Below are 16845 nucleotides of genomic sequence, written 5' to 3'. Positions count from 1 at the left end.
GATCCTTTCATTGCCCCTCACCCAGGCCGACGGCCCGGCAGCGGGGGCGCTGCAGTGGAGAGGGGATCATTTCCATGACGCACATCACATTCATGTGTCTGTACGGCAATGATAGCCCTGATCTTCACGTCTGCGGGATCAAGACGCAGTCAACGCCCCCCGCGGAGCGGGGGGGGTGAGGCTCCAAACTCAGCAATGGGAGACCTGCGCTATTCGTACTGGATGGTGAACGTTGCCTGCCCGTTGGCGGTGCCCGCACCGACGGTACCTGCCTGGGTCTGCACATAGCGCGCGCGCAACGGCAGCGCCATGACGCTGGTACCCGGCGCCGTAGTGCCGACGTTGATGGTCTGGCCGAAGCGCACTTCTCGCTCGGTGCTGCCGTCGCGCTGGACCATCTGGATGCCGATGCGCGTGGCGCTGTTGCTGGTCGCGCTGAGCTTGAGCACGCCCGGCATGTTCGAGCTGTCCTGGTCGGCGTCGAGGCGGATGCCGATCTTGCTCTGGTAGGCGGCCACGTTGCTGCCCTGGCAGTTCAGGCGGATCTCGAAATCGCGATCAGCGGCCTTGGAGCCGACACCGGTGAAGGTGGTGTTGGGCACGCTGCCGAAATCGACGGCGATGTTGCGGCTGCCGGCCTGCACTTCGCAGGTGGGGCTGACCACGGTGGTACCCGAGCCCTTGAACGTCGAGGTCAGCTCCGGACGGCCAGGACCGTCGCCGTCGAGATAGTAGGTGGTGAAGCGGCCGTTGGGCGCGATGATGCCCGAGCCCGTCTGCGCGGCGGTCTTGATCAGCTCCACGCGGAAGCGGCCACCATTGAGGGTCAACGTCCGGTTGCCCCCCAATTGCAGCGTGTGCGGGTAGTAGGTCTGGATGGTGCCCGAATCACGATAGACACGGATACCCACTCCCGCTACATCGGTCGCATAGACGTTGCTGAAACCCGGGACTGCGTTTTGCTGTGCGGCGTTGACGAAACGCCCGTTGGCACTACCGCCCCAGCGATCGCAGTAACCGATGCTGTCGCGCTGGTTGATCGGCACGATCAACTCCTTGATCACACCACCGACGGGCAGGCTGGGCAGGATCACGATCTGCCCCATGTCCATCTGCACGTCCTGCGCGACAAAGCCCTGCTGGGTGATATAGCAGGTCGCCAACGCCGGGCTGGCCACGGCGATACCCCCCATCACGGCCATGGCGGCAAGCAGCGTGCGGCTGCGGGAAGAAATCATCGGCATGCTGCCTCCAGCGGAATGAAGCCGGTCTTGGACGCATCGGCGCCCGCCGGAACCTGGTAATCGATGGTGCAGCGCTGGTCTGCACCGGCGCCCCACTCCACCAGCAGGCGGCCCTGGCTCTTTTCACTGCGCACGTACAGGCGGCCGCCCTGGCTGACCATGCCCACCGGCTGGCCCTGGTCATCCTTGACCTGCGCACCGAACGGCATGCTGCGGCCATCGGCATTGCGTACCTGGATCAGCAGCGCATTGCCTTTGCGGGTATCGAAGCGCAGGTAGCTGATGGCACCGGCGAACGGCGCGATCGACTGGCTGGTGCTTTCCAGCTCGACGTCATGGGCCATGCCCTGCGGGTCAAGGGTGACGGTGTTGAGGCGGTACGGCGATACGTACGGAACCACTGCATATCCACGGCTATCTACGCGCAGGCCCGGGGCGTTGCTGACGATCGCATCGCGCGCACCCGGCGCTTCCACCAGCACCATGGTGTCGCCCCGCTGCGGGGTGAAGGTGAAGCCGCCCGGATGCACGACCACGCTGCCGTTGGCACCGACCGAGGCCTGGCGGAAATCGCGCGAGTGGCTGTAGGTCGCGTTCAACGCGGAGTAGCGGCTGCGGTACTCGGCGTTGCCGACCGCCGTGGTGCCCCCCTCGCGGGAATCGGACAGGGCCACGCCGTAGCTGAAGTTGTTGTCGACGCCGGCCGAACCGGTGATGCCGACGCGGCTGTTGTCGTAGCCACCACGATCGCGCATGCCCAGATCGGCGCTGAACGACACCGGGTGGGTACCCCGGCCCAGCGGCACGCTCATCGACAGCAGGTACTGGGTATCGGAACGGCCGAGCACGCCCTCTTCGGTGCGCAGCGCCGAGAAGCCGTAGTTCACCGAGCGCCAGGCGTTGTTGTAGCCCACCTGGTACTGCTTGGAGGTGCCGGAACGGTCGTAGAAGTCACGCACCGAACCGGTCACGTACAGCGCGCCGCCGCGACGTCCCAGCGGCTGGTTCAGCGTTATCTGGAACTGGCTGCGCTGACGGCCACGGGTGGTCGGATCGATTCCGCGCGTGTCCGAATCACGGCCGTACAGCGCATCCTGCAGGCTGTAGAAACCTTCGGTCGAATAGCGGTAGGCGGCCAGGGTCAGGTTGGTCCCGGTCTCGCCGATCATGTTGCTGTAGCTCAAGCGCACGCTGGCACCGGTGTGGTTGCCGTAGTGGTCGAACGTCGTACGTGCGTGGGTGACGTCGGCGGCGAACGCGCCAACCGGCGTGGACAGGCCGACGCCGTACAGCAGCGACAGGTAGCCGTCGCTCAGTGCACTGCCGCCGTACAGGGTCAACTGGTTGCCGATACCGCGCTGGTAGGTGCCCTGCACCAGCCACGGCTCATCGGCCAGCAGCTTGTTGCGCACCTGGCCGGCGGTCAGCGAGTAACGCGACACGCCTTCGCGCAGCATCTGCGGCACCGAGCCGAACGGCACCTTGAATTCGCGGCGGCGGCCATCGGCCTCGATCACGCTCACTTCCAGATCGCCGCCGTAGCCGGTCGGGTACAGGTCGTCGATGACGAAGCTGCCCGGCGACACGGTGGAGGAGTAGATCAGCTGCTCGTTCTGGCGCACTTCGATGCGTGCATTGGTCTCGGCGATGCCGCGCACGACCGGCGCGTAGCCGCGCAGCGAATCGGGCAGCATGCGGTCGTCGCTGGCCAGGCTGGCACCGCGGTAACCGATCGAGTCGAACAGTTCACCGGTGGTGTAGGCCTCACCGATGGTGAGCATGCCGCGCACCTGCGGAATGCCGCGCTGCGCATAGGTGGCGATGCTCTGCCAATGGCGGCCATCGCCCTCGGACCAGGTCAGGTTCGAATCGTGGCGGAACTGCCAGCCACCCAGGTTCATGCCGGCGTTGAGGCCGAGGTAGGCACTGCGGTTGCGCTGGCCACCTTCGACACGGCTGTCGCTGTCGATGGCATTGAAGCTGTAGCCAACGAAGCCGGCATTGATGCCGCGGTCCCACAGCGCCGGGTTGACGTAGCCGCGTGCCTCACGGCGCAGGAATACCTGCGGGATGCTCAGGTCGTAGCGCAGGTTGCCGCTGTCATAGACACCATAGGCATTGGCCATGCGCTGCTGGACCGGCACGCAGCTGGTCTTGTCGGTCGGCACGGACGGATCCTGCTGCAGCAGCACGGCTTCGCTGTCCACGCCCATTTCTTCCAGCATCGGCAGCGGCAGGCAGGCGTCGACACGGCCCTGCGCATCGGCCTTGAACTGCAGATCGCGACGGCCCTGCCAGGCACCGTTGACGTAGACGTCGACACGATAGTTGCCGGCCACCATCGGGTTGCCGTTGCTGAAGGCCGCCAGGTCGACCTGCTTGGCCTGGCCAGACAGGAAGCTGGAATTGAACTGGGCCGACTCCGGTGCACGCGCATTGGCCGCACCACTCTGCGCCATCAGCGCCTGTTCGCCGAGATTGGCCGGGGCAGCCAGCGCCCATCCTGGGCAGGCCACGCCAGCAACCAGCAGGCAAAGCGCCTGATGGATCGACAATGTCAATCTGTTTCCGATCACACTGACATTCCTTCAATTCGCCGCACAGCGGCGGTGGCGGGATGCGCAGGCCAAGGGCCAGCGCGGCGCGTTCAGCCCCCGGTGCTGCCGAGGCGGATGGTGTGTTCCACCCGGCCGCCGTAGTCGTTGATGGTGATGAAGCGGACCTGGCCGGTGCCCGCCGGTGCGGCGAACTCCAGGCTCTGCTTCGGCGCGACCATCGCGCCCTTGTCCTCGACGGCCTTTTCACTGCTGCCGGTCACGGCATGTACTTCGGCCAGAGTGACGTGGAAGGGGCTCGGGTTTTCCACCCGCAGGCGGTCGCCATTGCGGGTCCAGCGCAGCGCTGCCGGCGCGTCGTTGGCGACGCCCTTCAGGCCCTGCGGCCGGTAGAAAAGCTTCAGGCGCGAACGGAACGCGACCTGCAGGTAATTCTGTTCGCCGCTTTCGGCGTTGTCCGGGGACGGCGGCACATCCAGCACGTTGAGCCAGAACACCGACTCACGGTCGGTCGGCAGCTGCGCGCCGGAGAAGATCAGTCGCAGCGCCTGGCTGCGGCCCGGCTCGACACGCGCGATCGGCGGTGTAAGCACGAACGGGGCATCGCTGGTATCGGCGGTCTGGTTGGCGTCGCCGCTGTCGATCCAGGCCTGCACCAGCGCCGGCGAATCGCCCACGTTGTCGACCTGCACGGTGACTTCGCGCGCCTGCGCCGGATAGATCACTCGCGTGCCATTGACCACCACGCCGGCCAGTGCGTTCTGGCAGAAGGGCAGCGTGAACGCTGCCAGCAGCAGCGCCCGGGGAAAGAATGCTTTCATCGGAAGTACTACGCTCGAGGGGTGTGGCCAGCGGCCGCGGAACACCGGCCGGCGCGAACGCCGGCCAGTGGGGGCATGACTGCGATCAGTTGTAGATGATCGTGTACTTGACGCTGCTGGTGACGTCGCCCGGGGTGGCGGCGGCAGTGGCGTAGTACTCAGCGTAGTAGTTCAGGTCGGCCGAGCCGTCGGTGCCGACGGTGACCCACTGCGAGTTGGTCTGGGCCAGGCCAGCACCAGCCGCCTTGATCGGCAGGAACTGGTTGTTCGAGCCCAGCAGCTGCAGCTGCACGTTGGTGGCAGCGTTGGCCGAGGCCTGGTTGACCAGGCGGCCACTGTTGAAGTCGACGGTCGAACCCGGCTCGAAGTAGGTGGCGACGTTGCCGGCGCTGCACTTGGTCAGGTTGATGGCGAACGGAGTACGGCCCGCAACGGCGCCGGCGGTGGCCAGGGTGTTCTTGGACACGGTCGGCAGCGTCACGGCGAAGTCCTTGCCGCCCGGGGTCGAGATGGTGCAGGTCTTGTCGGTCACCTTGCCATTGAAGGTGATGGTGCCGTCGGCGGCGTTGGCGGCCAGCGGAGCGGCGGCCAGCATCAGAGCGGCGATGATATTGATCTTGTGCATTCGCTTTTACCTAACCCTACTGAAGAGATGAGAAGTAGAGGAGGAAGCAAGGAGCACTGCCGGGCTAACAAGACCCATCCTTGCGTCTCACCTGTGGCCGGACTCGGACGTAGCTTTCCCTGAATCCGTGACGCAAGTATAGGTGCAAGTGTGATGAAAGTCTCATTATTTTTCTGAACGTCAATTCATTGACGCTGGAAATGTGACGTGATAGCCGAAATCAGGACCCACGGGGGTTCGGGAACCCGACGGTCGCCGGATCAGGTCAGAAGCGACCTTGGATGACGCTTCGGGTGGCGCGTTCGGCATGCACGGAAACAAACCTTTTCCCGGCGGAAATCGGCTTCTTTGATGCGCATCACTCTTTCTTGGTGATGGCCCTAGCAGATTCGGAATCGTCCTATTAAAGGCTGATCGAAGCTGTCGCTAACTAGGACACACCGAACCAGAGAACGTGTCATGAGGAATTCCATTCTGCTGTGCGTGGCCCTGATGTCCGTCAGTGCGCTGGCCCAGGCCAGCAGCGGCAGCATCCGTTTCAGTGGCCGCATCGCCGAGCCGGGCTGCACGACGAATCTGTCCCAGGGCGAGCTGAGCCTGGCCGCCTGCCCGCCGTCGGCCAAGGGCTCGACGGTGGAAGTGACGGCGCTGGCCAACGGCCAGGCCGCGACGCTGCGCGACGGCAAGCGCCAGGGCCAGAAGCTGTCGGTGTCGGCCAGCGCGCTGCGCGCCGGCGATATCGCCTTCTCCGAGCGTTACAGCGTGCAGGCTTCGACGCAGCAGCCGCTGCAGGGCGCCTATCTGGTGGTGGTCGACTACCTGTAAGCCGGCACGCTTACGCCGGCGGCAGCTCGAAGACCTGGCGCAGGTAGGCCAGGTAGCCCGGGTCGTCGCACATGCTCTTGCCTGGCGAATCGCTGAGCTTGGCCACCGGCTGGCCATTGCAGCGGACCATCTTGATGACGATGTTGAGCGGCGTTGGCCCCAGATCATTGGTCAGGTGGGTGCCGACGCCGAAGGCGACCTGGCAGCGACCACGGAAGTAGTCGTACAGGCGCATCACCTTGGCGATGTCGAGCCCATCGCTGAACACCAGCACCTTGCTGCGCGGATCCACCCGGCGCTGCTGGAAATGCGCCAGCATGCGGTCGCCCCAGTCGAACGGATCGCCCGAGTCGTGGCGGACACCGTCGAACAGCTTGCAGAAATACATGTCGAAATCGCGCAGGAACGCATCCAGGCCGACCACGTCGGACAGCGCGATGCCGAGGTCGCCGCGGTACTCGCGTGCCCACGATTCCAGTGCCGCCACCTGCGAATCACGCAGGCGCGGGCCAAGTGCCTGGAATGCCTGCAGGTACTCATGGGCCATGGTGCCGTGCGGGGTCATGCCGTACAGGCGGGCGAAGTGCACGTTGCTGGTGCCGACCAGTTGCGGGCCGAGCGCATCGCGCAGCAGCGGCAGCAGGCGCGCATGCCAGTCACGCGAATAACGGCGGCGGCTGCCGTAGTCGGCAATGCGGCACTGTTCGAAACCGGGAGTATCACGCAGCAGCGCGGCCTTGGCCTGCAGCCGACGCTCGCCCTCGGCAAAGTCGGCGGTGGTGGTGTTGCGGAACCAGACTTCGTTGATGATCGCCAGCAGCGGGACTTCGAACAGGATGGTGTGCAGCCACGGGCCGGTGATGTCCAGTTCGATCTCACCGGGCACGGCCGTCGACGCGCGTAGCTGGATGTACTTGCGGTCGAGGTGGAACAGGCCGAGGAAATCGGCGAAATCCGGCTTCACGAAGCGCAGGCCACGCATGTAGTCCAGCTCCGCGTCGCTGAAGCGCAGGCTGCACAGGTGGTCGATCTCTTCGTCGATCTGGTCGATGTAGTGGGCCAGGTCGATGCCGGGCGTGCGGCACTTGAACCGGTACTGCACCTGGGCACCGGGGTGCTGGTGGAGCACCGCCTGCATCATGGTGAACTTGTACAGATCGGTGTCGAGCAGGGACTGGATGATAGGCATGAGGCGGATTATGCGCCCGGACGGGTGAACCGGGGTGGCCGCGGGCACGCTCGGCTCTCCGCGTGGGTAGATCCGCGCCATGCGTGGATGCAGGTTCGGCCCTACAACGACCTGCGCAACAGGCGCGGTACCAGCATCAGGGCGTGCCCCCAGATCGCGGCCCACACCGCCACGCGCACCGGCAGCGAACGCTGCCTGGCCTCGAACTTCTGAAAGTAGCGCCACAGGCCCCTGTGCTTGTGCCATTCAACGAAGAACGGCCGCGATCGGCTCGAGACGCCACGTACATGGGTGACCTGCAGGTCGTTTGCAATCGCCACCACGGCCCCGGCTTCGCGTGCACGCCGGCACAGGTCCAGGTCTTCGGCGTGCAGACGATACCCGGCGTCCCAGCCTCCGATCCGGTCGAACAATGCACGCGGCATCATCAGCAGTGCGCCAGACAGTGCCGGCACCCGCTGCAGCACCTGCTGCGGGTCACGCGGCAGCGCCAGCTTCGAGCCCTTTCCCGGCGAGCGCAGCATCATCAGGAAATCCGGGTCGCGGCGGCGCACGGCTTCGTCGGCATGGCCCTGCTCGTCCACCTGCTCGACACCGAGCAGGCAATCGCCCAGTGCTTCCGCCCGGCTGCGCAGTGCGGCCAACGTCTCCGGCTCGACCATCAGGTCCGGGTTGATGAAGGCCAACCAGGGGCTGCGCGAATCGGCCACGCCCTGGTTGTTGGCAGCGGCGAAGCCGGGATTGTCCGGGTTGCCGACGAAACGCACGCGCGGATCGTGGCTGGCATGGCGCTGCACGATGTCCAGCGTGCCATCCATCGAGCCATTGTCGATCACCCGGATCTCGGCCACGTCCTGCGCCTGGCGAAGGCGCGAGAGGCAGGCATCGATGGTGCTGGCACTCTGGTAGGTCACGACGATGGCGGCGATGGCAACATTCAAGCGAGTGACTCCGGCGCGGAAGGAACGAACAGGTCGCCCTGTTCCTTCGGCATTATCGCCTGCCGCATGCGCTGCTGCAGGTCGGCGCGCAGCCCGTGCAATGGATCGTGCATCAGGAAATCGGCCAGGCGCGGCACCCAGCCAGGCCAACGCGCAGCCAGCGCCTCAAGGTCGCCATCGCGGCTGGCCGCCTCGCCCGCCCGGCTCACAAAGGCGGTCTCGCACAGTACGTTGCGCCAGCCCAGGCCGGCCATGCGCAGGCTGAGGTCGACCAGGGCCGCGTTCCAGCCAGCGTAGCTGTCCACATCCAGGCCACCGGCGCGGCGGCGCGCATTGCCACGCACCAGAACCGCATGGGTGACCGCCGATGGCAGTTCCGGGTGCAGCGCCGGCAAGGCGGCGCAGGTCTGTGCCAGCAGCGCCGCATCCTCGGGCTCGGGATTGATCTCGCCCAACCGTGGCCACGCTGCGGTTTCGCCGGCATTGCACCACGGGGTTGCGGTCGCGATGGCGGCATCGCGGGCGAAGGCGTCCTGCAGTTGTTGCAGCCAACCCGGCGCAGGCACGCTGTCCGGTCCCAGCACGGCCACGTCCAGGCCATCGCAGGCGCGCAGCATCTCGTCCAGATGGGCGACCTCGCCCAGTGGCCGCGCGCGCCGGGTGTACTCGGCCTGTAGTGGCGTATGTGCCAGCCAGTGTTCCACCACCGCCTGCGCACGCGGCCCGGTCTGCGCATCGTCGGCCAGCCAGACTGCGGTGCCCGGCGCGGTGCCCGCATCCAGTGCGGCCAGGCAGCGGTCGAGCGCGGCATCGTCCACGCACAGCGGCAACAACACGATCGCCCCCATCCCGCCTCCGTGGTTGTCGGTGGCCACAGCCTAGCACCGGGAGGGTATCGGCCGGGTTGCGCCCGGCACCCGCTTCAGGCCAGGGCAACAGCAACAGCCGAAGCAAGGGCTGGGTTCCTGGGGTTGGCGGGGTGGGTCCGGTTGCGGGGGACGCTGCAAGTACGTCCATGTAGGTCGGTCGCCGCATCCATGCGGCTCACGCCCCCACAACCGGACCCACCCCACCGTCGACAGTTTTCCGCGACCTGCCTGCTCTTCTGTAGAGCCGAGCCGTGCTCGGCTCAGATCTCACAGATATCGAAATATTCGATTTCGATGGAGAGTCATCCACGCATGGCGTGGATCGTGTCGACCAAGGTCGACACCTACCAACAGCAAGCAGGAAACCGTCGAAGGCGGGGCACTGTGGGTTTGCGGGGTGTGAGCCGCATGGATGCGGCGACCAAGCCTACATGGACGTATTCACGGCGTCCCCGCAAACCCACAGTGCCCCCGCCATCCCTCAGTAAACCCGCTGTTGCTGTTGCTCCGGCCTCGGCGGGTGCCGGGCGCAGCCCGGCCGCAAACCCCTTACTTCTTTGCGCGCGGCTGGTTCAGCGGTTCCATCGCGCGGAAGCGCTGGCTGTACTCGTCGGTCAGATTGCGCGCTTCCTGGCTGTTGCGCACGATGCTCGGGGTCAACAGCACGATCACCTCCGAACGGCGGCTGGTGCGGCTCTTCTGCCCGAACAGCGCGCCCACCACCGGAATCCGGCTCAGGCCGGGAATGCCGCTGCTGCCATCGGTGCCCGAATCGGTGATCAGGCCGGCCAGCATGATGGTGTCGCCACTCTGCACCGCCGCTTCGGTCGACAGCTTCTTGGTGGAAATGCGCGGGTTGCAGTTGCGCTCCTGCGGGTTGCAGTTCTCCGGTACGTTCGAGGCGCTGCTCACTTCCTGCACGATGTCGAGGAACACCGTGCCGTCGCGGGTCACGCGCGGGCGCACCTTCAGGATCACGCCGGTGTCGATGTACTGCACCGAGCTGTAGCTGCTGGTGCCGATGCCGGTGTTCACCGTAGTCGTGTTGATCGGCACCTTGTCGCCCACGTTGAGCGTGGCCTCGGCATTGTTGCGCACGAACACCGAAGGGGTCTGCAGCAGGCGCACATCGGTGACCTTGTCCAGCGCGCTCACCACCGCTGCGCCGTTGTGGCCGGTGAACGCCCAGCCCAGGCCTTCGCCACCGGTCGCGGCACCGGCGAAGCTGCTCCAGGAGCCACCCGCTGCTGCCGGCAGGGTCACGCCGCCCAATGCGCCCGTCAGGGCACGCCCGGCCACGGCGTTGTCGAAGAACCAGTTCACGCCGTACTTCAGGTCGCCATCGAGCGAGACCTCGGCCACCTGGGCTTCGATGTGCACCTGCAGGGGCATCACGTCCAGCTTCTCGATCACCTCGCGGATCGACCGCCAGGCCTGCGGGGTCGAACGCACCAGCAGGGTGTTGGTTTCCTCCACCGCCGACACGCCCACGCGGTCGCCTTCCACTTCCAGGCTGACACTGACGTTGCCGGACTGGCGCTGCGGCAGGTTCATGCTGCCGTTGCCACCGCCACTGGAGCTGCTGCCGGGGACCGAGCCGAAGCTGCTGCTGTTGTTGTTGGTGCTGTCCATGCCACGATCGGAGTCGCTGCCCAGCTGCGACGGCATCGCCCCCGGGGCCAGCGAGGCCGGACTGGAACCGCCGCGGTTGCCACTGCTGGCAAATGCTTCACTGAGCCGTTCGGCCAGGTCACGCGCCTTGATGTAGCGCAGCTCGTAGGAAAACAGGCGGGCACTGCCACCGGCGGTATCGATGCGGTCCAGCCACTGCTGGATCTGGTCCAGGTAACGCACCTGCGGGGTGATCACCAGCACCGCGTTGGCGTTTTCCAGCGGCAGGAAGCGGAACATGCCGGCACTGGGCGTCTTGCTCTCCTCGCCGAATACTTTCTCCAGGTCGGCAGCGACCTGCTCGGCCTTGCCCGACTGGATCGGGAACACGCCCACCGACATGCCCGACAGCCAGTCGACGTCGAAGATCTCGACGGTGCGCATGTAGTTTTCCAGCTCGGCGCGGGTACCGCCCAGGGTGATAACGTTGCGGCCGCTGTCGACGTTGACGATCGCATTGGGCCGCGCATAAGGCTCCAGCACCTTCTTCATCTCGGTGGCGGAGATGAACTGCAGCGGGACCACGCGGACCTCGAAGCCACGCGCGCTGGCGGCTGGCGCCGTGCTCGGCGCAACCGTACCGGCCAGCGCCTGGTCGGCGGCAACGATGTTGTAGCGCCCACCGCTGTAGACCATGCGTGCGTTGTTCCAGCCCAGCACCATCTCCAGCAGGTTCAGCGCCTGTGCCGGCGACACGGGCTTGGGGGTGGCCAGGGTGACCGTGCCCTGCACCCCCGGTGCGATCACGTAGTTCTGGCCCAGCATGTCGCCGAGGATGGCCTTGACCACCGCATGCAACGATTCGCCTTCGAAGTTGAAGGTAGCCTCGCCGGTGCTGGCGCCATGCAGCGCCGGTGCCGGTGCGCGGGCTGCTTCGCGGTTGATCATGGTGCCCGTGCCACGGCGGATCACCGCCTGCGGCGCGCCCTGGGCGTCACGGGCGGCGTCAGCGGTGACATCGGCCGCCCGGCCAGCCTCGGAGGTGGGCGACAGATTGCCCTTGCGCTGCACGTGCGGCGCGGACACGGTGCTGCAGCCGACCAGCAGCGCGAGGGCAAAGGACCAGGGAAGGAAACGCAGGCTCATGCATTCACTCTATCGGTTGGTGCCATCGCCCGGGGGCGGCGACGGTTGTTGCTGCTGTTGTTGCTGCAGCTGGCGGCGACGGGCCTGGATGCGTTCGCGGATGGCCTGCATCTGCGCTTCGCTGGGGCCGTTGTTGGTGGCAGGGGCGGATGCCGCAGCCGAGGGCGCTGGCGCACTGCCAGCAGGCGACGGCGATGGGGTTGCCGCAACCGGCGGCGGTGCCGGCGGAGCGCCTGCCGGGGGCGGCACAACGATCGCACCTGCCGGCGGCACACCATTGGCGCCGCGCAGTACGGTCGGCGGTTCACCGCCCTGCCCGTTGAATACCGCCAGTTCCAGCACCTGGTTGCCACCGGGGCCGATCACGGTGGCCTGGCGCGGCTGCAGCGCCACCAGCTGCCAGCCGTCGACAGCTTCACCGTTGAGGCGCAGGCGCAGCGAGCGGTTCTGTTCGGTGGTGAAAGTGGCCATCCCGAAGTTGCCGGTCAGCAGCACGCCGGTCAGGCGCAGCGCGGCACTGGCGGCGGGCTCGCTGCCACCGAGCAGGTAGGGCTTGGGCCTGCGGTCCTCGGCGAACAGCGGCCGTTCGCTGATTGCGCTGTAGCTGTCGGCGCTGGGCATGCGTTCTGCAGCCAACGGCGGCAGCACCGGCAACGAGGGCACCGCGTCGGCATTGCCGCCGGCAGCTGGCAGCTGGCTGCCCAGCCCGAAGCCGGTGGCCAGCCAGACCGCTGCCGCCCAGCCGGCCAGTGCCAGCAGGAAACCGGTGCGCAGGCTGATCTGCTCAAGCTTCATCGGCCACCTCCTGCCCCTCTTCCGGCGCAGCCGGTGAGGGTGCCGGTGCAGCCGAAGGCGGTTGCGGCGCCGCGCCTGGCTCGGCTGCCGGTGCCGCCGCAGCGCCATCGGCAGCGGCACCGGGCAGCAGGTAACCGGCCAGTTCGAACGACACGTCCAGGCCGAGCCCGGATTCATTCGGCGACTGCTGGAAGCGCTGCGCGATCAGGTTGAGGTTGTCGACGAACAGGCGTGGGCTGCCGGTTTCCAGGCTGTGCAGCACCGTGGCCAGCTCGGCCACGCCACAGCGCAGGCGCACCTGCATGGCCACTCGCACGAATTCGGCGTCACGACGGTTGTCGGCCAGTGGCGTGCGGTTGCTGATGGTGCAACTGCGGTTGCCCGGGCTGGCCATCGCCACCGCATCCTGCAGCCTGGCGCCAAGCGCAGCGGCCGCAGCTTCGGCCGTGGCCTCACGCAGGAAACCAGGCCGCTGCTGCAATGCCTCGCGGGTGGCGCGCAGCCGTTGTTCGATCTGCGGCTGCTGCTGCAGCTGCGCCTGCACGCGCTGCTCGCGTTCGCGCAGGGCGGCCACGTCGGCGTCGATTTCACGCAGTGGCCGGGTGAACCAGGGGTGCACCAGCAGCAGGTAGGCCAGGCCCAGCACTGCCAGCAGCAGCGCCAGTGCCAGCCAGCGGTCACGGCGTGCGCTTGGCATCGGCATCGGCCGCCTCCCGGGCCGGGGCTGCAGCCGGCAACGGCTGCAGTTCGGCAGTCATGGTGAAACGGTCACGGCCGCTGGCAGCACCATCGGCCTGCAGTACGCCGGTCAGATTGACCTTGCGCCACTGCGGTGCGTCCTGCAGCAGCTGCACCAGCTGCGACGCCTCGCGGCTCAGGCCGATCAGCTGCAGGTTGTTGTTCTCGATGGCCAGCTTTTCCAGATAGGTGCCCTCCGGCAGGCGCCGGGTCAGTTCATTCCAGATTTCCACCGTTCCGGCACGCTGGCTGCGCTGCTTTTCCAGGAATGCGGCACCATCGATCAGCGCCTGCAGCTGCGCGCGTTCGCTGGCGACACCACGCGCACTGCGTGCACTGCGCTCGACCTGCGCACGCAGCGCATCGGCAGCGTCACGGCGGTTGTCGAGCAGCTGCACGGCGGCCAGCACCAGCATCACCAGCGCGGCCACGGCCAACAGCACGTTCCAGCGCCGCATGGGATCCGCGCGCAACTGGCGCTGCGCCGGTGGCAGCAGGTTCACCTGCAGAGGCTCACCCTCGCTGTCGACGGCATCGACACCGGCCAGTGCATCGGCCCACTCGCCCACGCTGGCCCGCCACGCTTCCAGCTGGCGCAGCGGCCAGGCGATCAGTTCGACCTGCAGCTGGCCCTCGGCTGCGCCCCCCAGCTCACGGACGTCAAAGCTGACCTGGCTCGATTCGAACGGCGTCTGGCGGTCGATCTCGAAACCGACCACGGCGCGCAGGCGGTCGGCCGCAGCCGCGGGCAAGCGCAGATGACGACGCAGTACCTCGCTGGCAGGCAGCAGCCACACCCGTGGCAGGCTGCGCAGCCGCGGTTCCAGCACGCGGTCCAGTTCCACCGGCGACAGCGGCCATGGCACGCTGGCAACCGCTTCGCGGCGTTCACCGGCCTCACGCCAGACCTGCAGCTGGTCACCCTGGCGCTGCAGCAGCAGGCGCGCCTGTGCCCAGCCCAGCGCCCACTGCCAACGGGCCGGCACCCACGCCAGCAGCGATTGCCGCCACCAGCGCAGGAAACGGCCGGCGCCCGGGCCGATCCGGCCCTGCACCTGCCGCACACTGTCCTGCCATGCCGTCATCTTGCTGTCATTCCCTGCTCCCAGCGAAGCACTGTGTAGGACCGCCCGGGAACCCCGCCCGAGCCATTGCGTACCACTGCCTGCAACACCGACCGGCGTCCACTGCTGTCGGTTGCACGGGACTCGATACTATAGGTGCCGCTGCTGCTGGCAAGCGTTGTCGCACCGCCAGCGGTATCTGCGTCACGCTCCTGCTGGGCGCGCTGCGCCAGCACGGTATCCGCATCCAGCCCCAGTGCGGTCAGCACCGGCGCGCTGGCGAACTGGGGATCCGGGCGCGCCTGGCGGCTGTACAGGGTCAGGTGGGGCAGCATGGCCTTGTACAGCGGGCCGCGCATGCCCAGCACCCGCTGCAGTTCGCCGAGTGTCTCAAAGCGCTTGTTGCGCGGGCCATACGGCAACCCGGCCGCCGCGTAGTCCGGCGCTTCGGCACCGCCACCGGGCTGCAGCAGGCTGTCTTCATCACGCCAGTCAACAATGGCGCCGGCCATCTGCCGGGCAGCGCCTTCGTCTTCACCGAGTGCCTTGAGGAACGCCGTCAGCAGGGTCACGTCGGCCAGGTTGAGGTTGATCTTGCCATTCTCGTCCAGCACCTTGATCTCGATGCTGGCGTCATCGAACTGCCAGCGGTAGGTGCGGCCATCGGCACGCCAGGGCGCCCGCAGCGGATCAGCGGACAGGCGCAGCAGCGCGTACTCCAGGCCGGCGCGCGCACGTTCCTGCCCGCGTGCATCGTCATCCAGTACCCGCTGCTGCAGATGCTCGACCCGTGCGCTCAGCGCGAACGCACCGACCAGCGCGGTCATCAATGCGATCAGCCACAGCACCAGCACCAGCGCCGCACCGTGTTGCCGGTTCATCGCGAACCTCCACTGCCACCGGCGCGCGGTGCCACCACCAGCAATGGCCAGGGCGCGCCCTTGGCGGGCACGATCCTGATCTCCACCAGCATCGGCAGCCGCCGGGTATCGTCCCAGCGCGGCATCCAGTCACTCATCTGACCGGTGCCCGCATCGATGCCGCGATAGCGCAGCTGCACCGACTTCAGGTTCTCAACCAACACCTCCGGCGGGCGTGGCGGATTCTCGGCGATGCGCTCGCCTTCCTGCAGCAACACCAGGTCCAGCAGCAGGCGCTGTTGCCCCTCGCGTCCGTCCACCTGCAGCGCGTGCAGGTAGGAGCCGCCACGGCCGAGGTAGCCGGGCAGGTCGGCGGCGAACAGCATGCGCTGTTCTTCGCCCTGGAAGAACACCGGTTCGCGGGTGGGGTCCGGGACCTCCAGCGGGGTGCGCAGTGCGCCGGCCAGCTGCCTGCGCAGCAGAGACTCGACCGCCCGCATGCGTTCACTTTCGGCGGCGATCTGTTCGCCGCGCTGGCTGACCGCCATCGCCGAGCGTACGCTGGCAAAGGCCAATGCCAGGCCGCCGGCCAGCAGCACGGTGGCCAGCATTACTTCGACCAGGGTGAACCCTGCGGCGCGGGGCTTCACCGCGCATTCTCCAGGTCGGGCGGCAACAGGCGCAGGCTGCGCCAGCGCAGCTGTTCGCGCTCGCTGTCACCCCAGCGCACCTGCAGCTGCAGTTCGGCCAGCCAGGGGGTTCCCGGTGACGTTGCCTGCGCGACATTGCCTGCGCGCGGCTCCGCCCATGGCTGGACCTGCAATTCCCAGTGGTAGCGCCCCTGCTCCCAGTCTCCCTGCTGCCTGCCTGCCTGCAGCGGCGAGGCGACGCCGGTTTCGGCCAGCAGCGACTGCGCATGCAGCACCGCGCGCGTGCGCAGCTCGGCATCGCGCACCTGTTTTGCGCCGCCGGACAGGCTGCCCAGCAGCAGCGTCAGCGCCAGGCCCAGCAGGGCGAAGGCGATGATCACTTCCAGCAGGGTGAAGCCGCGGGCGCGCCGCTTCATTGCGCCCGCCAAGGGCCAGAGCGGACCTCACCGGTCAGCCAGCCCACGTCGATGCGCCATTCGGCGTCGTCACGCTGCAGCCGGATGCGGCCACCGCTGGAGCCGCCATCGGGGTGGAACTCGATCACGCCCTGCCCCGGCGCGGTGGCCAGCTGCGCGGCGCCTTCGAACTGCACCTGCAGCTGTGCCGGCACGTCACCGTGGCGCTGGTTGGCGCCTTCCCAGCGCCGCTTGGCCGGCTCGATGACAAAGCGCTGCGGCTCGCCGCGGGTGATCGCCTGCGCGCGCACCATGCGCAGCTGGTTGGCGATGTCCTTGCCGGCGCTGCGCAGCTGCATGCCAGCGAAACCGCGTGACAGGCCGGCAGCGGTGATCAGGCCGATCGCGGCGATCAGCGCGATCACCAGCAGCATTTCCAGCAGCGACAGGCCCGCTGCGCGCCTGCCGGGCAGGCGCGGGCGTTGCAACCGGCGCGGCAGGAAACGCGACATGCCCG

Annotated in this window: 16 protein-coding genes; 1 reads left to right on the top strand and 15 read right to left on the bottom strand. The window is 67.4% G+C overall.

From position 1 onward, the window contains the following. Nucleotides 1-209: 209 nt before the first annotated feature. From AC5P8C_RS14890 to AC5P8C_RS14875, 4 genes are all read right to left on the bottom strand, one after another. Complete coding sequence (locus AC5P8C_RS14890; RefSeq protein WP_019661020.1) at nt 210-1244, bottom strand: fimbrial protein; 1035 nt, start codon at nt 1242-1244, stop codon at nt 210-212. Then, nucleotides 1235-3799 (bottom strand): fimbria/pilus outer membrane usher protein, encoded by a 2565-nt coding sequence (locus AC5P8C_RS14885; RefSeq protein ID WP_495219064.1) that lies wholly within the window; start codon nt 3797-3799, stop codon nt 1235-1237. The genes AC5P8C_RS14890 and AC5P8C_RS14885 overlap by 10 nt, the downstream gene beginning before the upstream one ends. Before the next feature lie 92 nt (nt 3800-3891). After that, on the bottom strand, nt 3892-4620 hold the full coding sequence (locus AC5P8C_RS14880; RefSeq protein ID WP_019661018.1) for a fimbrial biogenesis chaperone: 729 nt from the start codon (nt 4618-4620) through the stop codon (nt 3892-3894). Nucleotides 4621-4705: 85 nt separating this feature from the next. Next, nucleotides 4706-5245, bottom strand: coding sequence for a fimbrial protein (locus tag AC5P8C_RS14875; protein ID WP_019661017.1), 540 nt, complete (start codon nt 5243-5245; stop codon nt 4706-4708). Nucleotides 5246-5704: 459 nt separating this feature from the next. Between AC5P8C_RS14875 and AC5P8C_RS14870 the strand changes: the two genes are divergently transcribed. Further along, entirely contained in the window at nt 5705-6070 is a 366-nt protein-coding gene (locus AC5P8C_RS14870) for a hypothetical protein (RefSeq protein WP_019661016.1), read from the top strand. A 10-nt stretch (nt 6071-6080) separates the two neighbouring features. Here the strand turns inward: AC5P8C_RS14870 and pncB are convergent, their stop codons facing one another. The 11 genes from pncB to xpsH all read right to left on the bottom strand — a co-directional run bounded on the left by pncB (nt 6081) and on the right by xpsH (nt 16840). Further along, nucleotides 6081-7259 carry a nicotinate phosphoribosyltransferase gene (gene pncB, locus AC5P8C_RS14865; protein WP_019661015.1) on the bottom strand — a complete coding sequence of 393 codons (1179 nt, stop codon included), beginning with the start codon at nt 7257-7259 and terminating at the stop codon, nt 6081-6083. A gap of 101 nt (nt 7260-7360) precedes the next feature. Further along, the gene (locus AC5P8C_RS14860; RefSeq protein ID WP_019661014.1) at nt 7361-8200 is read right to left on the bottom strand and encodes a glycosyltransferase family 2 protein; all 840 of its coding nucleotides are present in this window, start codon (nt 8198-8200) and stop codon (nt 7361-7363) included. After that, nucleotides 8197-9048 carry a glycosyltransferase family 2 protein gene (locus AC5P8C_RS14855; protein WP_019661013.1) on the bottom strand — a complete coding sequence of 284 codons (852 nt, stop codon included), beginning with the start codon at nt 9046-9048 and terminating at the stop codon, nt 8197-8199. The genes AC5P8C_RS14860 and AC5P8C_RS14855 overlap by 4 nt, the downstream gene beginning before the upstream one ends. A gap of 570 nt (nt 9049-9618) precedes the next feature. After that, nucleotides 9619-11826: a type II secretion system secretin GspD gene (gspD, locus tag AC5P8C_RS14850; protein WP_241888646.1), complete on the bottom strand. Its 2208-nt coding sequence runs from the start codon at nt 11824-11826 to the stop codon at nt 9619-9621. Between the two features lie 9 nt (nt 11827-11835). After that, entirely contained in the window at nt 11836-12621 is a 786-nt protein-coding gene (locus AC5P8C_RS14845; protein ID WP_019661011.1) for a type II secretion system protein, XpsN-like, read from the bottom strand. After that, nucleotides 12611-13318 carry a type II secretion system protein GspM gene (gene gspM / locus AC5P8C_RS14840; protein WP_241745020.1) on the bottom strand — a complete coding sequence of 236 codons (708 nt, stop codon included), beginning with the start codon at nt 13316-13318 and terminating at the stop codon, nt 12611-12613. Before gspM ends, AC5P8C_RS14845 begins: the two co-directional genes overlap by 11 nt. After that, on the bottom strand, nt 13299-14444 hold the full coding sequence (locus AC5P8C_RS14835) for a PilN domain-containing protein (protein ID WP_019661009.1): 1146 nt from the start codon (nt 14442-14444) through the stop codon (nt 13299-13301). Before AC5P8C_RS14835 ends, gspM begins: the two co-directional genes overlap by 20 nt. Then, the gene (locus AC5P8C_RS14830; RefSeq protein WP_019661008.1) at nt 14441-15304 is read right to left on the bottom strand and encodes a type II secretion system minor pseudopilin; all 864 of its coding nucleotides are present in this window, start codon (nt 15302-15304) and stop codon (nt 14441-14443) included. The genes AC5P8C_RS14835 and AC5P8C_RS14830 overlap by 4 nt, the downstream gene beginning before the upstream one ends. Further along, entirely contained in the window at nt 15301-15933 is a 633-nt protein-coding gene (locus tag AC5P8C_RS14825) for a type II secretion system protein J (RefSeq protein WP_495219004.1), read from the bottom strand. Before AC5P8C_RS14825 ends, AC5P8C_RS14830 begins: the two co-directional genes overlap by 4 nt. Continuing rightward, entirely contained in the window at nt 15930-16349 is a 420-nt protein-coding gene (xpsI, locus tag AC5P8C_RS14820) for a type II secretion system protein XpsI (protein WP_019661006.1), read from the bottom strand. The genes AC5P8C_RS14825 and xpsI overlap by 4 nt, the downstream gene beginning before the upstream one ends. Then, nucleotides 16346-16840, bottom strand: a complete 495-nt coding sequence (gene xpsH / locus AC5P8C_RS14815; protein WP_019661005.1) for a type II secretion system protein XpsH — start codon at nt 16838-16840, stop codon at nt 16346-16348. Before xpsH ends, xpsI begins: the two co-directional genes overlap by 4 nt. Between the last annotated feature and the right edge of the window lie 5 nt (nt 16841-16845).

This window comes from Stenotrophomonas sp. YJH_SMC_46, from assembly GCF_059370315.1.
This window is presented reverse-complemented; position numbering and strand designations above follow the sequence as displayed.